Consider the following 23,436-nt stretch of genomic DNA (forward strand, 5'->3'; position numbering starts at 1 on the left):
TGCTCGTGTCGCAATATTCGGGATTCCATATCGGCAAGGTGGGAAGAGTTCGGACCGTTCTGTCGTGATCGGTGCGCAGCCCGCCCTGCCTCTTTTGATACTCAGGGCACAACGTTGAGGAACGTATGGGAATTTTCGGACCCGGAGTGTGTGATTCCGGAAGTTACGCCAATTCGACTCCGTGATTCCGGGCGTACAACCGTCTTCCGGTCTGCTCTGCGTCGGTGCTCGGGTGCACGGGCGCGGAAAGGGTTTTCGACCGAGTTTGGGCACGCGATTTCCTCACCGAATTCGATTCCGGAAGGTGAATGCAGAATTTCGCGAATCGGCGGAACAACTTCGATCGTCTCTTCGATTCGGGTCACACGGTTTCTCGCATTCGATTCCCCGGAAAATCGGGGCCGTGAGAAATCGGCGATTCGAGGAATCGGCGCGCACCCCTCGGAATTCGGAGAAAAACGACGAACGACGATCGGCGGGCGGTGACGTCTCACGGTCCGCCCGGCTGCCCGGGCGGCGTCGGAGCCGGGTGGTCCCGGTTGCCCGCGGCCGCGTCGGTGGCCGAGTTCGCGACCGTGCCACCGAGCGCGATGAGTTCGTCGAGTTTCTCCTGAGGGACCGGGATCGGCAGGAACGTCAGGAACTGGGCCATGCGCATCGATTCGACCATGCGCAGCAGTCCGGCGTGTTCCTGCGGATCCGGGGTGGGAGCGGAACCCGTCGCCCCGGTGAGGACCTCGAGGAACGCCGGTCCCACCGTCGGATGCGAGAACCATTCACCCACCGTCGATTCCATCGAGAGGGGGCGCGAGACCACATCGCCCGCGAGTGTGACGGTGCGCGCCTCGAGCACCGTGGCGGCGTCGGCGCACACCTGGATCGCGTATTCACCGGGCGCCACGACCCAGTCGTCGAGCTCGACGTCCCAGTACGCGAAAGCCCTTCGTTCCAAGGTCAACTCGACGTCGCGCGCCTCGCCGGGCGCCAGCTCGATCTTCTCGAACGCTCGCAGTTCGCGCACCGGGCGTCGCACCGGACCGGCGTCGGTGGCGACGTACACCTGCACCACGTGCTTGCCGGCACTGTCGCCGGCGTTGCGCACGCGCACGCGCACCGCGACGGTGCCGTCGCCCCCCAGCGCGACGTCGAGGGACTCGGTGACGAACGTCGTGTAGCTCAGGCCGTGTCCGAACGGGTAGCGGACGGCGCGGCGCAGGGTTTCGTAGCCGCGGTAGCCCACCATGACGCCCTCGCCGTAGCGGACGTGCCCCTGCTCGCCGGGGAAGTTGAGGTACGAGGGGGTGTCCTCGAGTCGCAGCGGGACGGTCTCGGCGAGGTGTCCGGACGGGTTGGCGACACCGAGCAGCAGATCCGCGATCGCCGACCCGCCGGCCTGCCCGAGCAGCCAGCCGTCGAGGATCGCATCGACCTCGTCGTGCCAGCCCTCGAGCGAGACCACGCCGCCGTGGGCGAGGACGACGACCGTGCGCGGTGCCGCCTGCGCGACGGCCCGCACGAGGGCGACCTGCACCGGCGGCAGGTCGAGCGTGTCGCGGTCGAAGCCCTCGGATTCCTCACGTTCGGTGAGGCCGGCGAACACGACGGCCACGTCGGCGACGGCCGCCACGCGCACCGCTTCGTCGAGCAGGGCCCGGGCATCGCCGTCCGCTCCGAGCGGGAAGCCGTCGGCCGCGGACACCGTCAGGCCGTGGGCCGCGGCGAGCGCGCGGACGGCGTCGAGCGCCGGATCGACCCGGGTCGGCGCGATGTGCGAGCTTCCGCCGCCCTGGAATCGAGGGGTGGTGGCGAACGATCCCAGCACCGCGACGTGCTGCCCGCGGCGCAGCGGGAGGACGCCGTCGTCGTTCTTCAGCAACACCGCGCAGTCGGCGGCGAGCCGGCGCGCAAGCGCGTGCTGGCCGTCGAGGTCGAGGTCGCCGGCGGCGGGCCGCACGAGGTCCGACAGGGCCAGGACCCGGTGGGCGCTCGCCTCGACGAGACGCGGGTCGAGGCGGCCGTCGCGCACGGCGTCGACCACCTGCCGGTCGGTGCCGCCGCCGCTGCCCGGCATCTCGAGGTCGAGCCCGGCCCTGACCCCGGCCACCCGGTCGGCGACGGCGCCCCAGTCGGAGACGACGACCCCGGCGAATCCCCACTGCTCGCGGAGCACCTCGGTGAGCAGCCATCGGTTCTCGGCCGCAGATACGCCGTTGACCTTGTTGTAGGAGCACATGACCGCCGCGGGCCGGGCCTCGGCGACGACTCGTTCGAAGGCGGGCAGGTAGATCTCGCGCAGGGTCCGGTCGTCGACGTCCGCGCTGACCCGCATCCGGTCCGTCTCCTGGTTGTTGGCGGCGAAGTGCTTGACGCACGCCCCGACCCCCACGGACTGGAGACCCCGCACGTGCGCCGCACCGAGGACGCCGGAGAGCAGCGGGTCCTCCGAGTAGTACTCGAAGTTGCGTCCGCACAGCGGTGAGCGCTTGATGTTGACGCCCGGCCCGAGGACCACGTGCACGCCGAGGGCGCGCGCCTCCCGTGCCACGGCGCGGCCTACCTCCTCGGCGACTCTCCGGTCCCAGCTCGAGCCGACGGCGACGGCGAGCGGGAAGCACGTCGCGGGCAGGCTGGCGTGCAGGCCGAGGTGGTCGCTGTCGCCGGACTGATAGCGCACGCCGTGCGGGCCGTCGGTCAGGACGACACTCGGAATCCCGGCCTCCTCGATGGCCTCGGTGCTCCAGAAATCGTGGCCGGACAGCAGGGCGGCCTGCTGTTCGAGGGTCAGGTCGGGGCGCGTGGTCATGACCGGTGTCCTTCCGTCCGCCACGATTCGCCGGGGCTGCGCGGCGCGTCGACGGCGCGGGGGTGCTCGGCGACGGCCAGCCGGCGGGCCCGTACCAGCGCGACCGCGAACGCCGGGACGGCGAGCACGAACAGCGGCAGGCTCGCGCCGGTAGTGGGCTCGAACAGCACGAGCAGCAGCGGCAGCGCGAAGCCCAGGTAGGTGCCGACGTAGAAGACGCCGGTCAGCGTCCCGCGCGAGGTCTTCGGCGCGAGTGACTCCAGGTCGAGCAGGCCCTCGCGCAGGCACAGCCCGTAGGCCACCCCGAGCACGGGTGCCGCGACGGGCAGCAGCCACAGCGGCGGGTGCGCCCCGCCGGCGCCGACGAGGAGGAACCCGAGTCCGGCGAGGACGGCGCCGGCCGTCCCGGCCTGCGGGCCCCACTCCCGCCGACGGGCCACGGCCTGCACGACGATCCCGGAGCCCAGGGCGAGCAGCGCCGCGGCCCCGGTCAGCGCCGGTCCCGCGTACGCGCTCGCGACCCGGGCCGGAAACGTCACGAAAGCGACTGTGACGCAGGCGAACACCCAGGGTGCCAGCGGCAGTGACCAGGACAGCGCACCGGCCACCGACCGTCCGTGTCCCGGCACGACCGGCTGCAGGTCCGCCGCCGCGTAGTGGGCCGGCCGGCTCCACACCGTCGCGGCGGTGACGGCCGCGGCCGACAACGCGGCCGAGAGCACGAACGGCAGGGACAGCGGCCGGGGGCCGAACTCGGCGAGCAGACCGGACACGAAAGGCCCCAGGGCGAATCCGGAGCTGAGCGCGACGCCGGCGAGCACCGTGCCGACCTTCCCGCGCAGGTCGGTGGCCCAGGCCGTGCCCGCACCGATGGCCAGGCCCGCGCCGATGCCCACGACGAGGCGGCCCGCGACGAGTCCGGCGGCGTCGTGCCGGACGAGCAGCAGCACGGTGCCGACGAGGGCGATCGTCGCACCGGGGAGGACGACCGCCGCACGGCCGGTCCGGTCCGAGAGTGCGCCGCCGCCGACGAGACCGGGCAGCAGCCCGAGCGCATAGATGCCGAACACCCCGTCGAGCAGCGCGCGCGAGAGGCCTTCGTGCTCGCGCAGGACGGGGATCATCGCGGCGAAGTGGTTCGCCGCCCACCCGGTGGTGACGAGGACGGCCAGCACGCCGGCCAGGGCCCGGCTCAGCTGTCGTGCCGGTGCAGGTGCTGCTGTGGTCATCGTTCGTCCTCTCGCCGGGGCCGGACCCGTCACGCTAACCGACCGGCCGCTCGGGACGCACCGGTGGATGCTCCGAGGGATGTCGAGCGGCTGCGGTCAGGGCCCGATGCTCGAACGTGTGAACGTGTGCACTGCACAGGACGTGGTAGATCTCGACTCTCCGCCGAGCGAGTCGCGCACCATCGGAATGTCATGGGCGTCGAGCGCGAGCAGCTCGGGGGAACGGTGACGATCAGCAGGGCCGCGCCGGATCGAGGGCGCGGATCAGGAAGCTGAGCTGGTCACGCAGCATCCGTTGTTGCCAAGGACCGTCGTAGACGTCGAAGTGATCGACGGGGTACTCGCACAACAGTGCAGTGGCCCCTGCCCTCTTCGCGGTCCTGCGCGCGGCGACGGGCGGTGCGACACGGTCGTGTGTGCCCACCTGCACAAGGATTGGGCAGCCAAGGCGGCCGGCAGCGGTGATGGGCCGGTTCACGGCCACCTCCAGTGCTGTGCGCGCGCAGATTTCGTTGCGCCACGTCGGTCCGGCGATCGAGGTGTAGGCCTCCTCGGCGCCGGAGGCGCTGATGATCGCCACCTTTCCCGGCCGCGCCACCACCGGGATGTGGTGCGGCCGGCGTCCGGTAATCCGGCGAGCGAGGTCGCGCAACCCGTGGCCGGTGGTGCGCACCAGTTGACCGGCTCCGGCGTAGCGGGCGATCTGCACCGCGGCTGCCAGTCCGTCGGTCGCGGGGGTCATCGATACGATTGCCGCGACGCGCCTGTCCTGCGCGGCGACTGCGACGACATGACCACCGGAGTACGACGTTCCCCACAACGCGATTCGATCGGCGTCCACGCCGGGCAGGTGACGGGCGGCGGCGATCGCCGCGTGGTAGTCCTGGCGCTGACGCCGGAAGGAAACATCCTGGCGCGGTGTTCCTTCCGAGTCGCCGAAGCCACGGTAGTCGAAGACCAATACGTCGATGCCGCTGTCGGCGAACCCCTCGGCATAGCCGATCAGGCCGGTGTCTCGGGTGCCGCCGAAGCCGTGTGCCATCACCACACACGGGCGGCCGGCCGCGCCGGCCAGCACGTCGGAGGTAGCCGGAACATGCCAGGCCGCGCAGGCGACGCCGTGGCTGGGGAAGGTCAGGTCCTTCTTCATCTCGGTCGCTCCGTTCCTACGACGCGACGGCAGCCGTGCGGCTGGGCGCGAACTCGAGCGCCGGATCCTCGACCGGCCCGCGACGCAGCCGCTCGACGTCCTTCTCGTAGGCCATCTGTACCGTCCACGGGCCGCTGGTGCCGCCGCGCGGGAACTTCGCAACGGCCCGCTGGACATATCCCGAGCTCATCTCGACCACGGGGACACGATCCATGTGCGGATCGTCGAGCACTGGTTCGACGGTGCCGTAGCCGTGGCTGTCCATGTAGTCGAGCAGTCGGCAGAAGTGCTCGCACACCAAGTCCACCTTGAGGGTCCAGGAGATGTTCGTGTAGCCCAGCGCGAACACGAGATTCGGCACACCGGACAACATCATCGCCTTGTAGACCGTGGTGTCGGGCAGGTTCACGCGCCGCCCGTCCACGCTCAGCGCGATGTTGCCGAACGGTGTCATGTTGAGTCCGGTCGCCGTGACGACGATGTCGGCGGCCAACTCCTGACCCGATTCCAGCAGAATCCCCTCCTCGGTGAACCGCTTGATCCGGTCGGTCACCACCGAGGCCTGCCCGGCGGATATCGCCTTGAACAGATCCCCGTCGGGGACCATGCACAGGCGCTGGTCCCATGGGTTGTAACGCGGGGTGAAGTGGGTGTCTACGTCGAAGCTCTTGGGCAGCTGCCGGCGCACATCGGCGATCAACAGCTTGCGCATGAGCTTGGGCGCGCGCTGGCAGGCCTTGTAGATCCCGCGGTTGAGCATGATGTTCTTGCGCCGGACGATCCGGTGCGCGCGGGTGGGACCGACCACCTTGTTCAGGGTGTTCGCGATCGCGTCCTCGGCCGGTATCGAGAACACGTAGCTCGGCGAGCGCTGCAGCATCGTGACATGACCGGCCTTGCCGGCCATCGACGGGATCAGCGTCACGGCGGTCGCGCCGGAGCCGATGACCACCACGCGCTTGCCGGCGTAGTCGAGGTCCTCGGGCCAGTGCTGCGGGTGGATCAGCCGGCCCGCGAACTCCTCCACACCCTCGATGTCGGGCGTGAAGCCTTCCTCGTAGTCGTAGTAGCCGGTGCCCAGGAACAGGAATCGCGCGGTGAAGTGCACGTGCTCGGCGCTGCCGGACGATTGCGCGGTGACGGTCCAGTATCCGTCCGCCGAGGAGAACTCTGCGCCGATAACCCGGTAGCCGAAACGAACGTGCTGGTCGAGACGGTTCTCGGTGACGGTCTGCCTCAGGTAATCCATGATGATGTGCCCGTCTGCGATCGACTTCCGATGCGTCCACGGCTTGAACCCGTAGCCGAAACTCGGCATATCCGAGTCCGAGCGAATGCCCGGGTAGCGGAACAGGCTCCACGTGCCGCCGATCGAATCCCGGCCCTCCAGGACTGCGAACGTCGTACCGGGACGGCGTGTCTGGAGGTGATACGCCGCGCCGATGCCGGAAATGCCGGCGCCGACGATCAAGACGTCGAAATGCGTGCTTGCCGTATGGCGACCGGTCGGCTCGGTGGTCGTCGGGATGCTCATGGTCGGTCTCCTCGAGCGGTATGCTGGGGCGTGACGGCGTTCACAGTAGGACCGCAACGGCACCCGTTGACATGTATGCCGGCACACCATTCGCACCCATATGTGTGCTGTGGCACACTTGGTACGTGCTCCGTGAGCCAGTGGCACCCGAAGTTGTTTCCCTCGTCGGTGACGTCGCCGAATTGATGCTGCGTGAACTCGATCAGCTCGTCGCCGAGATGGACGCCGCCGAGGTGGCGGTGGCCCCGATGCTGGGCGCAGACGCGGCGATCGTCGCGGAGATGTCGGCGAGCAACCGCGCCAATGCCGCGCGCCTGCTGACCACCCTCGCTCGGCGTGACGTCGGAGGCGCGCCGATCGACGTGCCGCCCGAAGCCCTCGACGTCGTCCGCACCGTCGTGCGCCGCGGCATCGACCTCGAGGTGATCTACCAGGCCTACCGCCGGGGCCAGAATGTCGCCTGGCAGCGGTTTCTGGCTCATGCCGGACGGATCGTCCCGCCGGGGCCACAATTCGTGGAGTTGTTGGAGGTCACCTCGCAGCTGATGTTCGATTACGTCGACCATGTCGTGAGCCGTGTCATCGCCGACGCCCAGCGGGAACGCGAGGAGGTGCTCGGCGGCGCGCTGGCCCGCCGCGCCGAGACCGTGCACCTGATCCTCGACGGCGCCCCGATCGACCCCCGCCGAGCCGGCGAACGCCTCGGATACCAGCTCGCTCGCCGCCACACCGCACTCGTCCTGTGGGCCGAACCGGCGGGCGGGACGCAGGGGGCACTGGAGTCTGCCGCGACGCTGCTGGCCCAGGCCGCCGGCGCCCGCACGCCCCTCACACTGCCCGCGGGCACCTCGACGCTGTGGGCGTGGTTGGGCACCGAATCCGAACCCGCGCTCGACACACTGCGCGGAGAAATCACCAAGGCGCAGTCGAACATTCGGGTCGCCGTCGGTCCCACCCGAGCGGGCATCACCGGCTTCCGCCGATCACACGACGCCGCGCTGGCCATTCAGCGTCTGGTCAGCGGGCAACGCGACGGCGACCGCGTCGCGCTCTACCGCGAGCTCGAGGTCGCCACGTTGGCCGCTCGCGACCTGGACCGGGCGGCCGAATTCGTCGCCACAACACTGGGCCCGCTCGGTGCGGACACACCCAGCGCGGCTCGTCTCCGCCAGACATTGCGGGTGTTCCTCGAGGAAGCCGAGAACGCTCCTCGCGCCGCCGCACGCCTGCACACCCACCGCAACACCATCCTGCAGCGTGTCGGCCGCGCAACCGAACTGCTCGGCCACCGCCCCGGCGAGCGCAGGCTTCCCGTCGAGCTCGCGCTGGAGTTGGCTCACCACATCGGGCCACGAGTCCTGGCCCGTGACTGAGGGACAACGCCCGCGGTCGGTGGGCAGGGACCGGTCTTGACGCCCGGCGGGTTCCCGCCTCCGTCCGCAGTGCTCGCGTCGGGCCGGTAGGGGCGCAGCGTCACGTCGCACTCGCCCGTATCGGGTGCTGGCAGCCAGTTGGATCACTCGCCCATCCTCACTGTCAGCGCAGCACCTCCCGGGCGGTCCGCCGGACGGCGTCGGTGAGCGCGTCGAGCACCGGCGACTCGAGCCGCCACCGCTGCCAGTACAGCGGTACGTCGAGCGGATCGTCCGAGTCGAGGAAGACGAGTCCTTCGGTGTCGGTGAGCATCGGTTCCGGGAGCATGCCCCAGCCGAGGCCGAGCCGTGCGGCCTCGACGAACTCGGCGGCGCCGGGCACGTAGTGCCGGGGCGGGTCGAGCCGGCGCCGGGTGCGGCGCCGCAGGAACCGGTCCTGCAGGTCGTCCTTGCGGTCGAAGCTCAGCATCGGGGCCTGCCGCAGCGACTCGGCGCCCGCGCCGCCGGGAAACCAGCGGTCCGCGAAGTCGACGCTCGCCATCGCGTGATACCGCATGGCGCCGAGCTTTTCGGAGACGCACCCCTGCACCGGCTCGGGCACCGACGTCACGGCGGCCATCGCGGTGCCGTCCCGCAGGCGCGCGGGGGCGTGGTACTCGTCCTCGCGGTGCAGTTCGAACAGCGCGCGATGACGCTCGGGCATGCGGGCCAGGGCGCGCAGCATCCACGTCGACATCGAGTCGGCGTTGACGACGAGGGGAACCGACACGTACTCGTCCCGGCCGGCGGTCAGCCCGAGCGCCTCGGCGGTGTCCTGCTCGAGCCGCGCCACCTGCCGTGCCAGCCGCATCACCGCCTCGCCCGCGGCGGTCGCGGACACCGGACGGGTGCGCCGCACCAGGACCCGGCCGGCCTGCTGCTCGAGGGCCTTGATCCGCTGGCTCACCGCGGAGGGGGTGACGCGCAGGACAGCGGCCGCGCCGTCGAAGGTGCCCTCGTCCAGCACCGCGGCGAAGGTCCGCAGCTGCGCGAAGTCCAGATCCATGTGAAGCAACTCTAACGGTACTGAAGAAAAATCAACTGTTCTTCATCGAGGGCGGTTCCTAGCGTGGGTGGCATGCACCTCGTCGCCGTCGGATTCCTCACCGGACTGTCGCTCATCGTCGCGATCGGCGCGCAGAACGCCTTCGTGCTGCGCCTGGCGATCGCGCGACGCCACGTGCTGCCGGTGATCGCGGTGTGCGCGCTCTCCGACGCGGTTCTCATCGCCGCCGGCATCGCCGGCATCGCCACCGTGCTCGACCGGGTGCCCGGCGCGCTCGGGGTGATCCGCTGGGCGGGGGCGGCGTTCCTCGTGGGCTACGGCGTGCTCGCGGCGAGGCGGGCGCTGCGCCCGTCGGCCCTGACCGCCGCGGCGGGCGGCTCCCTCACCGTCGGCGCAGCCCTGGCCACCTGCCTGGCGTTGACCTGGCTCAACCCGCACGTCTACCTCGACACCGTGCTCATGCTCGGCTCCGTCGCCAACCACCACGGTGACCCGGGGCGCTGGTGGTTCGGCGCCGGCGCGGTCCTGGCCAGCGTCGTGTGGTTCCTCGGGCTCGGCTACGGGGCCCGCCTGCTGCGCGGAGTATTCGCGAAACCCGCGTCGTGGCGCGTGCTCGACGGCGGCATCGCCGTGCTCATGGTCGGGCTCGGCGTCGGCATGGTGGCGGGCTGACGCCGAGCCCGCGTCAGCCCTTGACCAGGGCGAACCGGCGGCCGCTGATCTCGCTCGCGGTGACCTCGACGAAGTTGTACTTCGGGGTGGGCACCCAGGCCTGCAGCCCCAGCTCCTCGGCCTCCTGGATCTCGTTGTAGTGCACGAGATTCCGGGCCCGTCCGTGCAGCACCACGCTCCAGGCCCGGTCCTGCTCCACGTGGTCGGCCTCGAAGGCGACCTCCGCGTGCACCGTCAGCTCGACCAGCTTGCTGCCCTCAGCGGTACGGAAGTACAGCTTCCTGTCCCGCACGGCGTAGTTGATCGGGAAGACGTCCGGCCGCCCGCCCGAGACCACCACGAGCCGGCCGATCCGCTCGGTGCCGAGCAGCTCCCAGCTCTCGTCGTCGTTCAGGACGACGACGGGGTTGTCGACGTTCGGCTCACTCATGGTTCCTCCGATCCGGCGGCGTCCGCCTCGATATCACCGCCTCCAGCACATCACGAATCCGCGCCCGGCACAGGCGGATCGTCCATCGAATCGCGCGGTGTCCGTCACATCGATAGCGTGGGAGCCGCCCGACCTCACCCCACCGAGGAGCGTGCGAGATGACGCTGGCCACCACGTGGCACACCCGCGACGCCGACGACGTCGCGGCGGCACTCGACGTCGACCCCGCGGCCGGGCTGCCCTCCGACGTCGTCGAGGAGCGCCGGCGTGAGCACGGGCCCAACGCCCTCGCCGAAACGGCAGCCGTCCCCGGCTGGCGCAAGGTGCTCGCCCTGCTCGCCGACCGGATGACCCTCGTCCTCGTCGTCGCCGCCGTGGTCAGCGCCGTGGTCTCGCGCGAATGGGAGACCCCCGTCGTCATCCTCGCCGTCATCACCCTCAACACCGTCCTGAACTACGTGCAGGAGCGCCGGGCCGAGAACAGCCTGCAGGCGCTGCGACAGATGGCGGTCGACACCGCCCGCGTCCGCCGCGACGGCCGTGAACAGCACCTGCCGCGCACCGAACTCGTGCCCGGCGACGTCGTGCTGCTCGAGGCCGGCGACTCCGTGCCCGCCGACGGCCGGGTCGTCGGGGCGGCGCGGCTGCAGGTCGCCGAGTCCGCGCTCACCGGCGAGTCCCAGCCCGTCGACAAGACCGTCGAACCCGTCGTCGACGAGCAGGCCCCGCTGGGCGACCGTGCCGACATGCTGTTCATGAACACCGACGTCACCCGCGGGCGGGGCACGATGGTGGTCACGGCCACCGGGATGCAGACCGAGATCGGCGCGATCGCCACCCTGCTCGGTGCCGCCGGGGTGGAGAAGACCCCGCTGCAGCGCCGCATCGACCAGCTCGCCAAGACCCTCACCATCGTTGCGCTCACCGTCGTCGCCGTCGTGTTCGTCCTGGGTCTGCTGCGCGGGCAGTCGTGGTCCGACCTGCTGATCACCGCCGTCTCGCTCGCCGTCGCCACCATTCCCGAGGGGCTGACCGCGGTCGTCGCCTTCACCCTCGCGATGGGCGCGTCGCGGCTCGCCGCGCGCGGCGCCATCGTCAAACGGCTCGCCGCCGTCGAGACCCTCGGCAGCACCACCCACATCGCCACCGACAAGACCGGCACCCTCACCCTCAACCAGATGACGGTGCAGCGGCTGCTGGCCCGTGGCCGCAGCTTCCGCGTCACCGGCACCGGGTACGAAACGGCCGGCAAGATCCTCGTCGGCGACGGGATGCCGGCCCCGGACCTGACCACGCCGCTGCTCGGGATGGCCCTGTGCAACGATGCCGTCGTCCGCGACGGGGTGCTCGTCGGCGATCCCACCGAGGGCGCGCTGGTGGTGCTCGCCGAGAAGGGCGGCATCGACGTCGAGGGGGCGCGTCTCGCGGTGCCGCGGCTGGCGGAGGTGCCGTTCGACTCCGCCTACAAGTACATGGCGACCTTCCACGCCCTGCCCGACGGCGGCTACCGGTGCTTCGCCAAGGGCGCGCCCGGTGCGCTGCTCGACCGCGCCACCGCGATGCTCGACGGGGACGGCCCCGTCCCGCTCGACGACCGCCGCCGCGAGCGCCTCCGCTCGGCGGTGCAGTCGCTCGCCGCCGAGGGGCTGCGCACCCTGATGATCGCCGGCCGGGACCTGCACGCGGTGCCGCGGGGCGACGGGGAGGCGCTGCAGCGCGTGGTGTCCGACCTGACCCTCTACGCCGTGGTCGGCATCGTCGATCCGCCGCGGACGGAGGCCAAGCGGGCCATCGAGGTGGCCCACGCCGCCGGCATCGAGGTGCACATGATCACCGGCGACCACCTCGTGACCGCGTCGGCGATCGCCGCGGAACTGGGCATCGGCGGCGCCGCGGCCACCGGCGCCGACCTCGACGCCCTGGACGACGACGAGCTACGTTCCCGGGCAGCAGGTTTCGGTGTGCTGGCCCGCGTCGCGCCGGAGCACAAGATCCGGGTCGTCAAGGCGCTGCAGGCGAACGGCGAGGTGGTCGCCATGACCGGCGACGGCGTCAACGACGCGCCCGCCCTCGAACAGGCCGACATCGGTGTCGCCATGGGCATCACCGGCACCGACGTGTCCAAGAGCGCGGCCGACATGATCCTCACCGACGACAACTTCGCGACCATCGTCGCCGCGGTCGAGGAAGGCCGCGGCATCTACGCCAACATCGTCAAGTTCGTGAAGTTCCAGCTGACCACGGCGTGGGGGTTCGTGCTGATCTTCCTCGTCGCCGGGGCCCTCGGGCTCGCCGGCGGTGCGCCGTTCACGGCGCTGCAGATTCTGTGGGTCAACATCATCATGGACGGCCCGCCGGCCCTCGCCCTCGGCGTCGACCCCACCGAGCCGGGCACCATGTCCCGGCCGCCGCGGCCGGCCCACGAGCGCCTGCTCAGCCGCGATCGGCTCCGCCGCATCCTCGGCCTGGGCATCGTCATGACCGCCGGAACCGTCGCAGTGCTGCACTACGCGCCGCAGTGGTTCCCCGAGAGCGCCGGCGACCCGCTGTTCGCCACCACCCTCGCGTTCACCACGTTCGTCTTCTTCCAGGTGTTCAATCTGCTCAACGTCCGCTCCGAACTCGGCTCGGTGTTCTCGTTGCAGACCCTCACCAACCACAGCATCTGGATCGCGCTCGTCGTGGTGGTCGTCCTGCAGGTGTGCGTGGTGCAGACGACTTTCCTGCAGGGCTTCTTCGACACCACCGCGCTCACCTCGCAGCAGTGGGCGCTCGCCGTCGGCGTCGGATCCTCGGTGCTGTGGGTGGACGAACTCGTCAAGGCCACCGGACGGAGCGTGCGGCGTCGGCGTGGTGACACGCCTGCTCGGGCGGGCGCATAGTGGAGGTGGTGTCGCCCTCCGACGAACACCGCAGGACGCGGAGGTGGGAACGATGGACATGGGCTTGATGCACATGCTGCACATGTTGATGATGCAGATGCACCACATGCTGATGCCGGGTATGCCGATGCATCACATGATGCCGATGTGACTGCATCACATGATGCCGATGTGACCGTCGGTGCCCCGGATCAGCCGTGCGAGTGCCCGCCCTCGTGCGGGTCCCTGTGAATGCTCTTGTAGAGGTGATGGCTGTACACCTGCAGGCCGAGCATCGCCTCGGTGTACTCCCGCCGTTCGGCGGTCGTCACGGCGTCGGTCAGAGCGACGATCCGATCCAGCCGGGACTGCAGCTGCCGGTGCAGCTCGGCGGACAGGAACGCGTGGAGCTTCTCGATCGAGCCCGTTTCGATCGCGTCCTCGGCGAGCGGGATCACGGGCCCGACGTCGCCGCCGGCCGGCTTCACACCGGTGAACGGGGCGCCCTCGCCCGCGCGGTGCAGCCGGACCACCGTGTCGAAGAAGTAGAGATCGGCCACCTCGTGGGCGATCGGGCCCTCCGCCCGCGCCGCCGTCGCCCGCTCGAACGCCGTGCGCACTTCGTCCTCGGCGTCGGCGGGCACGAACGGCAGGATCAGCTCGACGTTGTCGTCGCCCAGCGCCGCCTCGGCGGCCTTGACGACGGGACCGTCCATGGAATCGCAGTGGGGAGGCACGGGGTGCTCCTTCCGGCGGTCGGCGGAGACGCTCGGTCCCAGGCTAGTGCCGGGGTGCGTCCGGCGTCGAGCGAGCGCAGGGCGTATCGGTCGCGCCGGGGCCGCGTCGCTCGACGGCCCGGTTCGTCGCCTGGATGCGAGGACGGTTGACACGGCGGGCCGCGGCGGCGAACGTGGACGCATGAGGCGACGTCCCCGCGTCGACGTGCATCAACATGTGTGGCCGGCGTCCTTCGTCGACGCCCTCCGGGCGCGCAGCGCCGCGCCCCGGCTCGACGGCTGGACGCTGCACCTGCCCGGGGAACCGCCGTACCGGGTGGACCCCGCCGACCATTCGATCCCCGCGCGGACGGCCCTGGCGGTCCGGGACGGAATCGATCTGGCGCTGGTGTCGCTGTCGAGCCCCCTCGGGATCGAGGAACTGCCCGCCGAGGAGTCCCGGCCGCTGCTCGACGCCTATCACGAGGGGGCGCTGGGCCTGCCCGACCGGTTCGGCGTGTGGGCCGCCGCCGGCGTCACCGAGCCCGATCCGGAGACGCTGCGCGACGTCCTCGCGGCCGGGTGCGTGGGCCTGCAGTTGCCGGCGACCACCCTGGCCGACCCGGCGGGCTTCGACCGGTGTGCGCCGCTGCTGTCGGAACTCGAGCGGGCGCGCAAGCCTCTGTTCGTGCATCCCGGCCCGGCGTCGGCGCCCGGCGCTCCGGCATGGTGGCCGGCGATGGTGTCGTACGTGACCCAGATGCACACCGCCTGGTTCGCCTGGCACGAGTTCGGGGCGCGCCGGTTCCCGGCGTTGCGGGTGTTGTTCGCGATGCTCGCCGGCCTGGCTCCGCTGCACGCCGATCGGATGGCGGTGCGCGGCGGGCCCGGCGATGTTCCCGGGCCGGGGGTCTACGTGGAGACGTCGTCGTACGGGCGGGAGGTCGTCGCGGCGGTGACCGCATGCCTGGGCGAGGACCGGGTACTGCTCGGCTCCGATCGTCCCTACGCGCGGCCGCTGGTGCTCGGTGGTTCCGCCGGCATGCGCCTGCGGACGGACAATCCGGCCCGCTTCTTCGCGAAAGTGCCTGCGCAGAACCCTTGACACGCGGACCCGGCCGGGGTGGCATGGTCGTCGTGACATTCTCGGTGAGCGCGCGGCAGCGCGGACTGTGCACGGCGTCGGCCCGTGCCGCCGAGTCGTGTCCCGGCTGTCGTCGCTGAATCCGTCTCCGCCCAGCCCGGCCCGGGCACGCCCGTGCCTCCTCATTCCAGGACTCTTCGATGCTCTCCACGTATGCCCTGCCGACGCGCGCCGACCTCACCTCCCTCGCCCTGCGGATCGCGAACGATCCCGGCCGCTGGATGCCGATCGTTCGATTCGACGAGCAGCAGCGCTGGTACAGGCGACTGGCCGTTGCCGACAACCACGAAGTGTGGCTGCTTTCGTGGCTGCCCGGGCAGAGAACCGAAATCCACGATCACGGCGACAGCGCGGGCGCCTTCGCGGTGGCGCAGGGTGTGCTGACGGAGACCACCGTCTGCACCCCGGCGGTCGGGGGTCTCGATGGAGTCGAAGTTGCGTTGTCACGCAATAGGATTCGTGCGGGTATGGCCCGCGGCTTCGACGCCGACCACGTCCACGAGGTGACGAACGACACGAATTCTCCGGCCGTCAGCATCCACGTGTACGCACCCGCCCTGACGGCGATGAATCGGTACCGGATCGACGACGGGGTGCTCCGGCTGCGCGCATCCGAACGGGCCGGCGCGGACTGGTGAACTCCGCCGCGGCTGCGCCGGTCGTAGCAGTATCCGAAATCTTTGTCGCAGAACTATATTGGATAACGTCGCTGCAGGTGCGGTAGCCGGCCCGCGGCGCGCGATCTGCTCACGCCGTCTCGGGCGCGGCGGGTCGTGGACCGATCCTTCGCAGGGCGCGGCTCGTGCCGGGGGTGGCCGAACTCACGTCCGCTCGATTCGAGGTCGGGTCGGCGTGTGCAAGACAATGGAGACTCGGCTGGTTCGCACGCCGACAAGATCCAGCGCATCCCGCACTATTCGAAGGTTCCCGCTCATGACGACGACGGCATCCGCATGCCCACCCGACTCCGCAGTACCGGCGGACGCCCCCGCGGCCGCGCCGGCAGCAGACGCCCGGCCGGGGCGCGCCCGGGCGATGTGGGCGCTCGCCCTCGGCGGGTTCGGCATCGGCACCACCGAGTTCGTGGCGATGGGCCTGCTGCCCGACATCGCGACCGGTCTCGGAGTCTCCGAGCCCACCGCCGGGCACGTGGTGTCGGCGTACGCCGCCGGGGTCGTGGTCGGTGCGCCGCTGATCGCGGCGCTGACGGCCCGGCTCCCGCGCAAGACGTTGCTGATCGCCCTGATGATCGCGTTCACCGTCGGCAACGCGGCGACGGTGCTCGCGCCGAACTACGGACTGCTCGTCGCGTCCCGGTTCGTCGCCGGTCTGCCGCACGGCGCCTACTTCGGGGTCGCCGCGCTGGTGGCCGCACATCTGGCCGGTCGCGGGCAGCGCGCCCGGGCGGTGGCGCTGGTGATGATGGGCCTGTCCGTCGCGAACGTGGTGGGGGTGCCCGTCGCGTCGTGGCTCGGCATGGCGCTGGGCTGGCGCTCCGCGTTCGCGCTGGTGGCGGTGATCGGCACGGTCACCGTCGCCGTGATCGCCGCCTGGGTGCCCGCCCTGGCGATCCGCACCACCAGCGTGAGCACCGAACTCGGTGCCCTGCGGCGCAAGCAGGTGTGGATGACGCTCGCGGTCGCGATGATCGGCTTCGGCGGCGTGTTCGCCGTGTACACCTACATCAGCACCACCCTGACCGACGTCGCCGGCGTCTCGAAGGGGCTGGTTCCGGTCGCCCTGATGCTCTTCGGCATCGGCATGGTCGTCGGCAACGTGGTCGGCGGCCGCGTCGCCGATCGGGCCCTGGTACCGGGCATCTTCACGACCATGACGACGCTGGCGGTGCTGCTGGCCGTGTTCGTCGCGGCGGCGCACAACCCGTACACGGCCCTGGCGATGGTGTTCCTGCTGGGAGCCGGGTGCGCCGCGGTCGGCCCGGGACTGCAGATCCGGCTCATGGACGTCGCCGAGGACGCACAGACCCTGGCCGCGTCCCTCAACCACGCGGCGTTCAACCTCGCCAACGCGTTCGGCGCCTGGATCGGGGGCGCGGTGATCGCCGCCGGCTTCGGCTACACCGCGCCGGCCGCCGTCGGCACGGTGCTCGCGCTGGCAGGTGTCGCCGTCTTCGCGCTCGCCGTGCGGCTGCCGTCGGCGCCGTGATCGGACATCGTGATTGGATACCGACGTGACCGACCCCAGTGCCACCGCTTCCGCCGTGCCCACCCCGCCCGACCCGTTCTTCACCGTCGGCACCCGGCTCGCCAACGGACTCGGACGCACCGGCACGATCCACACCCCGCACGGCGACATCCACACCCCGGCGTTCGTCGGCGTGGGCACCAAGGCGACGGTCAAGGCGGTCCTGCCCGAGGCGATGAAGGAACTCGGGGTGCAGGCCCTGCTCGCCAACGCGTACCACCTGTACCTGCAGCCCGGGTCGGACATCGTCGACGAGGCGGGCGGGCTCGGTAAGTTCATGAACTGGGACGGGCCCACCTTCACCGACAGCGGCGGATTCCAGGTGATGTCCCTCGGGGTCGGCTTCAAGAAGGTCCTGGCGATGGATGCCGTGGGCGTGCGGTCCGACGACGTCATCGCCGAAGGCAAGGAGCGGCTCGCGCACGTCGACGACGACGGGGTCACCTTCAAATCCCACCTCGACGGCTCCCGGCACCGGTTCACCCCGGAGGTGTCGATGCGCATCCAGCATCAGCTCGGCGCCGACATCATGTTCGCGTTCGACGAGCTGACCACCCTGATGAACACCCGCGGCTACCAGGAACAGTCCGTCGAACGGACTCAGGCGTGGGCGGTGCGGTGCATCGCCGAACACGAGAAGCTCACGGCGCAGCGCGCCCACCGTCCGTACCAGGCGCTGTTCGGGGTGGTGCAGGGCGCGCAGTACGAGGACCTGCGCCGGCAGGCGTGCCGCGGGCTCGAATCGATCGTCGGCGAGTCGGGCCGCGGCTTCGACGGCTACGGCATCGGCGGGGCGCTCGAGAAGCAGAACCTCGGCACCATCGTCCGCTGGTGCACCGAGGAACTGCCCGAGCACAAGCCCCGGCACCTGCTCGGCATCAGCGAGCCCGACGACATGTTCGTCGCGATCGAGCACGGCGTCGACACGTTCGACTGCGTGAACCCGTCGCGGGTGGCGCGCAACGCGGCGATCTACCACCCGGACGGGCGTTTCAACATCAACACCAGCCGGTTCCGCCGCGACTTCACCCCGATCGACGAGGACTGCGACTGCTACACCTGCCGGCACTACACGCGCGCGTACATCCACCACCTGTTCAAGGCGAAGGAGATGCTGGCGTCCACGTTGTGCACCATCCACAACGAGCGGTTCACGGTGCGCCTCGTCGACGAGATCCGCGCCGCCATCGACGGCGGGTACCTCGAGGAACACAAGGCCGAGACCCTGGGCCGGTTCTACGCGCGGCGGTGAGTGAGCGTCCGCGAACCCCACCGTCGTCCACGACGGCTGCCGCGGACGACCGGACCGGTCGCGGCGCTCACTCGGCGTAGGTCGGCTCGCGCCGCTTCACGTGCGCGATGACCGCGTAGGTGACCGGCATGACGGCGACCTCGACCAGCGTCTTCCACAGGAACCCGACCACCACGTAGTTCACGAAGTCCGCCCACGTGGTGATGCCGATGACGCCGGCGGCGATCGCACAGAAGATGAGCGTGTCGGCGAACTCGCCGACGACGGTGGAGCCGATCAGCCGCGCCCACAGGTGCTTCTCCTTGGTGACCTCCTTGATGCGCACCAGCACGTAGGAGTTGAGCAGCTGCCCGACGAGGTAGCCGGCGAGGCCGGCCAGCAGCAGCCGCGGCACCACCCCGAGGACCGCCTCGAATGCGGCCTGATTCTCGTAGAAGTCGGCGGGCGGCAGCTGCTGGGCGATCCAGAAGCACAACGCGGCCAGCGCCACCGCACCGAAGCCGTAGTAGACCGCGCGACGGGTCGCGGCGAAGCCGTACACCTCGCTCAGGACGTCACCGACGATGTAGGCGAGCGGGAACAGGAAGAACGCGCCGTCGGTGATGATCGGCAGGACCTGCAGCGGGCCGAGCGCCCACTCGGCGTCGCCGAAGAAGGCCACGCCCTTGCTGGCAGCGACGTTGGAGATGATGAGCACCGCCGTGAACAGGGCCACCAGCCCGGGGTAGTAGCTGCGGACCACGCGGGCGAAGTGCGCGTGGTCGGATTGCTGGGTCTGCACGTGCTCTGTCACCCGGCCATCCAAGCACTCGGACCGGAGGAAGGCGAAGAACGGACGAAAAGGACGCGGGCCCCGACCCGGTTGGATCGGGGCCCGCGACGTGCCGTCAGGGGGCTACCCGTCCGCCCGTGACGACCCGGTACGCGTATGCGTAGGCGATGGTGGTGACGGGCACCGTGACCAGCAGGCCGACGTAGCACAGCAGCGCGCCGACGAAGTTGATCGCGGACAGCACCAGCCACAGCAGGATCAGCTGCCCCACGTTGGCCGCGGCGGCGGACGCGCTCGACTTGATCGCCGTGACCGCGTCCTGCCGCTGGTCGATGACGAAATGCAGCGCCCACACGGTCAGGAAGGCGACGATGATGCCGCCGACGATGACGAGCGAGCCGAGCAACGTGCCGAGCGCGATGAGCAGGGAGACGAGCAGGATCGGACCGAGGCTGCCGACGCGGAAGAAGTCCTTCAGCGCCGGCTTGTGCCCGTCCAGCTCGTACAGGGCCCCGCGCACCGCGGCGGCCTGGACGACGAGCATGCCGATGACGAACGCGACGATCAGCACGATCATCACGACGATCCCGACGCCCGACATGCCCGTGCTGTAGCCGTAGCGATCCGTCGTGGTCGAGGCCATCACGACGCCGAACATCAGGGCACCGAACACGAGGGCGGCCACGACGATCACACCGGCCAGGCTCAGCCAGCCGCCGACGTTCTCACTGAACTTGCGCCACCCGTAGTTCAGCGCGTCGCCGATGTTGATCTGCGCGCGGGGAGGGCCGAAGCCGGGTGGAGGCGGGTAGCCGCCGGGGGCGCCGTATCCGGGCGGCGGTCCGTACCCGGCCGGATTCCCGTACTGCGGCGGCCCGTACTGCGGGCCGGGCTGTTGCGGTGCGCCACCGTACTGGGCGCCACCGTACTGCGGAGCGCCGTACTGGGGAGCGCCGTACTGGGGAGTGCCGTACTGCGGCGGCGGGCCCTGCGGCGGGGCATAGCCGGGCGGGGGCCCGCCGTAGTTCGGTCCCTGCGGCGGGTAACCCTGGGGCGGACCGTACCCGGGCGGTGGGCCGTACGGCTGCGCGCCCGGGTACTTGTTCGGATCCTGCGGATCGGGATTGGACTCGTAGCCCCCGGTGGTCATCTTGTTCCTCTTGTTCGTAACGTGCCGCGTCGTGGAACGCCCGGGTCCGTCAGGGCGCGACGCCGCGGCCGGTGGTCACCCGGTAGGCGTAGGTGGAGGCGATGATCGTCAGCGGAATCGTGACGAGCAGACCCAGGCCGCACGGGATGGCGCCGAGGATGTTGATGCCGACCAGAGCCAGCGCCAGCAGCAGCAGCGGTCCCACGTTGGACGAGATGGCCCGGAAGCTGGACTTGATCGCGTCCACCGGCTGCTGGTTCTGGTCGATGACGAACTGCAGCGTCCACCAGGTCAGGAAGATGACGATGAAGCCGGGGATGATCAGCAGGATGAAACCGACCACGGTCATGAGCGAGACGAGCAGGCTCGCGACCACCACGGCGCCGATGTTCTCGAACTGGAAGAACGAGCCGAACGACGGACGATTGCCGTCGGTTTCGTGCAGCGCGCCGCGCACGTAGGCGGCCTGGATCAGGATGCTGACGAACACGCTGACGATCGCGCCGATGATGCTGAGCGCCGTCAGTTCGTTCGTGTCGAAGCCGCCGAAGATCACGTTGATCACGAACTGGATCAGCGCCGCCGCGACGACGAACGCGATCCAGACGCCCGCGTTCTGGCTGAACTTCTTCCAGCCGTAGCCGATCGCGTCACCCACGTTGAGCTGCGTGGGGGCGCCGAATCCGCCGTACTGGCTACCGCCCGAGGGGTAGTTGCCGGGCGGGGGCGGGTAGCTGCCGGGCGGGGGCGGGTAGCCGCCCTGAGGCGGGTAGTTGCCCGGCGGGGGCGGGTAGCCACCCTGAGGCGGGTAGTTGCCCGGCGGGGGCGGATAGTTCCCGGGCGGGGGATAGTTGCCGGGGGGCGGGTAGTTGCCGGGAGGCGGCGGGTAGCCGCCCTGCGGGGGGTTGGGTTCGCCGCCCTGGTTGTTGGGCTCTTTGCTGGGGTCGTAACCGCCGGTCGTCATCGGATCCTTCTCGGTGGGAGGGTGGAGCCAATCGCGTTGTCGACTGCGCACACTACGTCCGACGCGCCCGAATTGCACGATCACCGGCACTTCCGCGAGCCGGACGACCGGAGCGAACCGGACTACGCGGCGGTGCCGGCCGCGCGGACCCCGTGGGGCTGTCGCGCTGCACCGATACCGGTCACCAGCTGCCGTCGTACACCCACGGCTCCCGCGGGAGCCGGGCCGGATTCCATCGTTCGAGCAGCAGCTCCGGCGTGACGGGCTCGTCCTTGTCCGCCAGGTCGAGCGAGACCGCGATCCGGCTCAGGACGTCGGCCGCGGTGTGGCCCAGCGCCGCCTGGTCGGTGAGCGTGACGGCACCGTCGCGCTTGGCGAGGCGTTTGCCGTGCACGTTCAGCGCCAGCGGCACGTGCGCATAGGTGGGTACCGGAAGCCCGAGCAGCGCCGCGAGATAGGCCTGCCGCGGTGCCGAGGTGAGCAGGTCGTCGCCGCGTACCACCTGGTCGATGCCCTGCGCCGCGTCGTCGACGACGACGGCCAGGTTGTAGGCGGGGATGCCGTCGCCGCGGCGCAGCACGAGGTCGTCGACGACACCGGTGAAGCTGCCGTGCACCACGTCCGCCACGGTGAAGGTGGCGGCGCCGGACCGCAGGCGCAGCGCGGCGGGCCGCCCCGACGCCCGTTTCGCCTCCCGTTCGGCCTCGGTGAGGTTCCGGCACGTTCCCGGATAGGCGCCCTGCGGGGCGTGCGGCGCGGACGCCGCATGCTGGATCTCGCGTCTCGTGCAGAAGCACTCGTAGGTCAGGCCCGCGCGGGTGAGGCGGGCGATCGCGGCGTCGTAGAGGGGCAGCCGCCGCGACTGGTGCACCACCTCGTCGTCCCAGTCCAGGCCCAACGCGGCGAGGTCGGCGAGCTGACGTTCCTGCGCGCCGGGCCGGACCCGGTCCAGATCCTCGACGCGGATCAGGAACCGCCGCCCGGTGCTCCGGGCGAACAGCCACGCGAGGACCGCCGTGCGCAGGTTCCCGAGGTGCAGGTCGCCCGACGGGCTCGGGGCGAACCGGCCGGCCCCAACCCGCGCGTCCCCGGCCGAATGTGACATTTGGTCAGACTATCGAGCGTGATGTCACATTCGGTCACCTGCACGCCGGTGGGTCACGCGACGGGCCGGCCGAGCAGGACGGAGCGTTGGGCGTGCACGGTCTCGCGGATCGCCGCGACGACGGCGGCGACCTCCGGCCGGCGCAGCGTCTCCGACCGCGCCACCATCCAGTAGTTCAGCCGCGCCTCCACCTCCCCGGGGAGGATCCGCACCAGGTCGGCGTGCCGGTCGGCCATGAAGCACGGCAGCAGCCCGAGCCCGGCCGCGGCGCGGGTCGCCTCGACGTGGACGAACACGTTGGTCGAGCTCACCGACTCGTGCATGTCCGGGGCGATGCGACGGGCCAGGTCCAGGTCGTCGACCTGCAGCATCGAGTCGATGAAGTACACCAGGGGGTGACGGCTCAGCTCACGCACCGTCGTCGGGGCACCGTGTTCGGCGACGTAGTCCCGCGCCGCGTACAGGCCGAGGGTGTAGTCGGCCAGCCGGTGCGCCTCGGCGCGGTGCACCTGGGGGCGTCCCACCACCACCTCGAGGTCGAGGCCGGACCGCTGCTGCGACGCGCGACGCGTGGCCGCGACGATCTCCACCGCCACGCCCGGGTGCCGTCGCCGCACCAGCGCACCGGCCGGGGCCGCGATGTAGGCGCTGAAGCCGTCGGTCGCCGAGACCCGGACGACGCCCTCGAGCCCGCGGTCCCCGTCGGGTCCGGCCAGCCCCGCGACGGCGGCCTCGATCCGCTCGGCCGCGGCGAGGGCCGAGCGGCCGAGCTCGGTGAGCTCCCATCCGCCCGACGCGCGGGCCAGCACGCGCCCGCCGAGGCTCTTCTCCAGCGCCGCGATACGACGGGCGATGGTGGTGTGGTTGACGCCGAGGTCGTCGGCGGCGGTCGTGAAGCGGCCCGTGCGGCCGACGGCCAGCAGAACCAGCAGGTCATCGGCCGACGGCGCGCTCATGTGTGCATTCTTGCAGATCTGCTCTGCGGATCGCGTCATTGTGCATGCAGATCTGTGCATCAATACTCGGCACAT

General features: G+C 70.6%; 18 protein-coding genes and 1 pseudogene. 7 read left to right on the plus strand and 12 right to left on the minus strand.

Translation table 11 applies throughout. The annotated features are described in order from the left end of the window. Positions 1 to 877: 877 nt before the first annotated feature. From ISO16_RS19110 to ISO16_RS19125, 4 genes and pseudogenes are all read right to left on the minus strand, one after another. Positions 878 to 2,803 (minus strand): annotated as a pseudogene (locus tag ISO16_RS19110) (glycoside hydrolase family 3 C-terminal domain-containing protein); the annotation flags it as partial. Further along, positions 2,800 to 4,032, minus strand: a complete 1,233-nt coding sequence (locus ISO16_RS19115) for an MFS transporter (protein WP_072633999.1) — start codon at positions 4,030 to 4,032, stop codon at positions 2,800 to 2,802. The pseudogene ISO16_RS19110 and the gene ISO16_RS19115, both read right to left, overlap by 4 nt. A 232-nt stretch (positions 4,033 to 4,264) precedes the next feature. Then, entirely contained in the window at positions 4,265 to 5,182 is a 918-nt protein-coding gene (locus ISO16_RS19120) for an alpha/beta hydrolase (RefSeq protein WP_006946418.1), read from the minus strand. A 16-nt stretch (positions 5,183 to 5,198) separates the two neighbouring features. Next, positions 5,199 to 6,716 (minus strand): flavin-containing monooxygenase, encoded by a 1,518-nt coding sequence (locus tag ISO16_RS19125; protein ID WP_072634000.1) that lies wholly within the window; start codon positions 6,714 to 6,716, stop codon positions 5,199 to 5,201. 185 nt (positions 6,717 to 6,901) lie between these two features. Between ISO16_RS19125 and ISO16_RS19130 the strand changes: the two genes are divergently transcribed. Then, positions 6,902 to 8,089 (plus strand): PucR family transcriptional regulator, encoded by a 1,188-nt coding sequence (locus ISO16_RS19130; RefSeq protein ID WP_072634001.1) that lies wholly within the window; start codon positions 6,902 to 6,904, stop codon positions 8,087 to 8,089. Positions 8,090 to 8,252: 163 nt separating this feature from the next. Here the strand turns inward: ISO16_RS19130 and ISO16_RS19135 are convergent, their stop codons facing one another. Next, the gene (locus ISO16_RS19135; RefSeq protein WP_050034400.1) at positions 8,253 to 9,134 is read right to left on the minus strand and encodes a LysR family transcriptional regulator ArgP; all 882 of its coding nucleotides are present in this window, start codon (positions 9,132 to 9,134) and stop codon (positions 8,253 to 8,255) included. Between the two features lie 72 nt (positions 9,135 to 9,206). Between ISO16_RS19135 and ISO16_RS19140 the strand changes: the two genes are divergently transcribed. Then, on the plus strand, positions 9,207 to 9,806 hold the full coding sequence (locus ISO16_RS19140) for a LysE/ArgO family amino acid transporter (RefSeq protein WP_029547076.1): 600 nt from the start codon (positions 9,207 to 9,209) through the stop codon (positions 9,804 to 9,806). 13 nt (positions 9,807 to 9,819) lie between these two features. Here ISO16_RS19140 and ISO16_RS19145 read toward each other — a convergent pair whose 3' ends face one another. After that, positions 9,820 to 10,236, minus strand: a complete 417-nt coding sequence (locus ISO16_RS19145; RefSeq protein ID WP_006946406.1) for a pyridoxamine 5'-phosphate oxidase family protein — start codon at positions 10,234 to 10,236, stop codon at positions 9,820 to 9,822. A 158-nt stretch (positions 10,237 to 10,394) separates the two neighbouring features. Between ISO16_RS19145 and ISO16_RS19150 the strand changes: the two genes are divergently transcribed. Beyond that, on the plus strand, positions 10,395 to 13,118 hold the full coding sequence (locus tag ISO16_RS19150) for a calcium-translocating P-type ATPase, PMCA-type (protein ID WP_072634002.1): 2,724 nt from the start codon (positions 10,395 to 10,397) through the stop codon (positions 13,116 to 13,118). A gap of 191 nt (positions 13,119 to 13,309) precedes the next feature. On the opposite strand, the gene ISO16_RS19155 is transcribed toward ISO16_RS19150, so the two are convergent. Continuing rightward, positions 13,310 to 13,834 carry a DUF6448 family protein gene (locus ISO16_RS19155; protein ID WP_230304389.1) on the minus strand — a complete coding sequence of 175 codons (525 nt, stop codon included), beginning with the start codon at positions 13,832 to 13,834 and terminating at the stop codon, positions 13,310 to 13,312. 181 nt (positions 13,835 to 14,015) lie between these two features. Between ISO16_RS19155 and ISO16_RS19160 the strand changes: the two genes are divergently transcribed. The 4 genes from ISO16_RS19160 to tgt all read left to right on the plus strand — a co-directional run bounded on the left by ISO16_RS19160 (position 14,016) and on the right by tgt (position 18,414). After that, the gene (locus ISO16_RS19160; RefSeq protein ID WP_072634004.1) at positions 14,016 to 14,918 is read left to right on the plus strand and encodes an amidohydrolase family protein; all 903 of its coding nucleotides are present in this window, start codon (positions 14,016 to 14,018) and stop codon (positions 14,916 to 14,918) included. Between the two features lie 179 nt (positions 14,919 to 15,097). Further along, the gene (locus ISO16_RS19165) at positions 15,098 to 15,595 is read left to right on the plus strand and encodes a cysteine dioxygenase (RefSeq protein ID WP_072634005.1); all 498 of its coding nucleotides are present in this window, start codon (positions 15,098 to 15,100) and stop codon (positions 15,593 to 15,595) included. Between the two features lie 295 nt (positions 15,596 to 15,890). Beyond that, positions 15,891 to 17,123 carry an MFS transporter gene (locus ISO16_RS19170; protein ID WP_072634006.1) on the plus strand — a complete coding sequence of 411 codons (1,233 nt, stop codon included), beginning with the start codon at positions 15,891 to 15,893 and terminating at the stop codon, positions 17,121 to 17,123. A 25-nt stretch (positions 17,124 to 17,148) separates the two neighbouring features. Continuing rightward, entirely contained in the window at positions 17,149 to 18,414 is a 1,266-nt protein-coding gene (gene tgt / locus ISO16_RS19175) for a tRNA guanosine(34) transglycosylase Tgt (RefSeq protein WP_006946397.1), read from the plus strand. Positions 18,415 to 18,481: 67 nt separating this feature from the next. On the opposite strand, the gene ISO16_RS19180 is transcribed toward tgt, so the two are convergent. The 5 genes from ISO16_RS19180 to ISO16_RS19200 all read right to left on the minus strand — a co-directional run bounded on the left by ISO16_RS19180 (position 18,482) and on the right by ISO16_RS19200 (position 23,361). Next, positions 18,482 to 19,207, minus strand: a complete 726-nt coding sequence (locus ISO16_RS19180) for a queuosine precursor transporter (RefSeq protein WP_006946396.1) — start codon at positions 19,205 to 19,207, stop codon at positions 18,482 to 18,484. A gap of 94 nt (positions 19,208 to 19,301) precedes the next feature. Next, positions 19,302 to 20,336, minus strand: a complete 1,035-nt coding sequence (locus tag ISO16_RS19185) for a hypothetical protein (RefSeq protein WP_072634007.1) — start codon at positions 20,334 to 20,336, stop codon at positions 19,302 to 19,304. 49 nt (positions 20,337 to 20,385) lie between these two features. Beyond that, a complete protein-coding gene (locus ISO16_RS19190; RefSeq protein ID WP_029547082.1) occupies positions 20,386 to 21,300 on the minus strand; it encodes a membrane protein in 915 nt (304 codons plus the stop codon). A 181-nt stretch (positions 21,301 to 21,481) separates the two neighbouring features. Further along, positions 21,482 to 22,405 (minus strand): tRNA glutamyl-Q(34) synthetase GluQRS, encoded by a 924-nt coding sequence (gene gluQRS, locus ISO16_RS19195; RefSeq protein ID WP_072634008.1) that lies wholly within the window; start codon positions 22,403 to 22,405, stop codon positions 21,482 to 21,484. Between the two features lie 53 nt (positions 22,406 to 22,458). After that, positions 22,459 to 23,361 carry a LysR family transcriptional regulator gene (locus ISO16_RS19200; protein WP_006943063.1) on the minus strand — a complete coding sequence of 301 codons (903 nt, stop codon included), beginning with the start codon at positions 23,359 to 23,361 and terminating at the stop codon, positions 22,459 to 22,461. Positions 23,362 to 23,436 lie beyond the last annotated feature (75 nt).

Origin of the sequence: Rhodococcus sp. M8, from assembly GCF_015654185.1 — a bacterium.
GTDB lineage: Bacteria > Actinomycetota > Actinomycetes > Mycobacteriales > Mycobacteriaceae > Rhodococcus > Rhodococcus aetherivorans.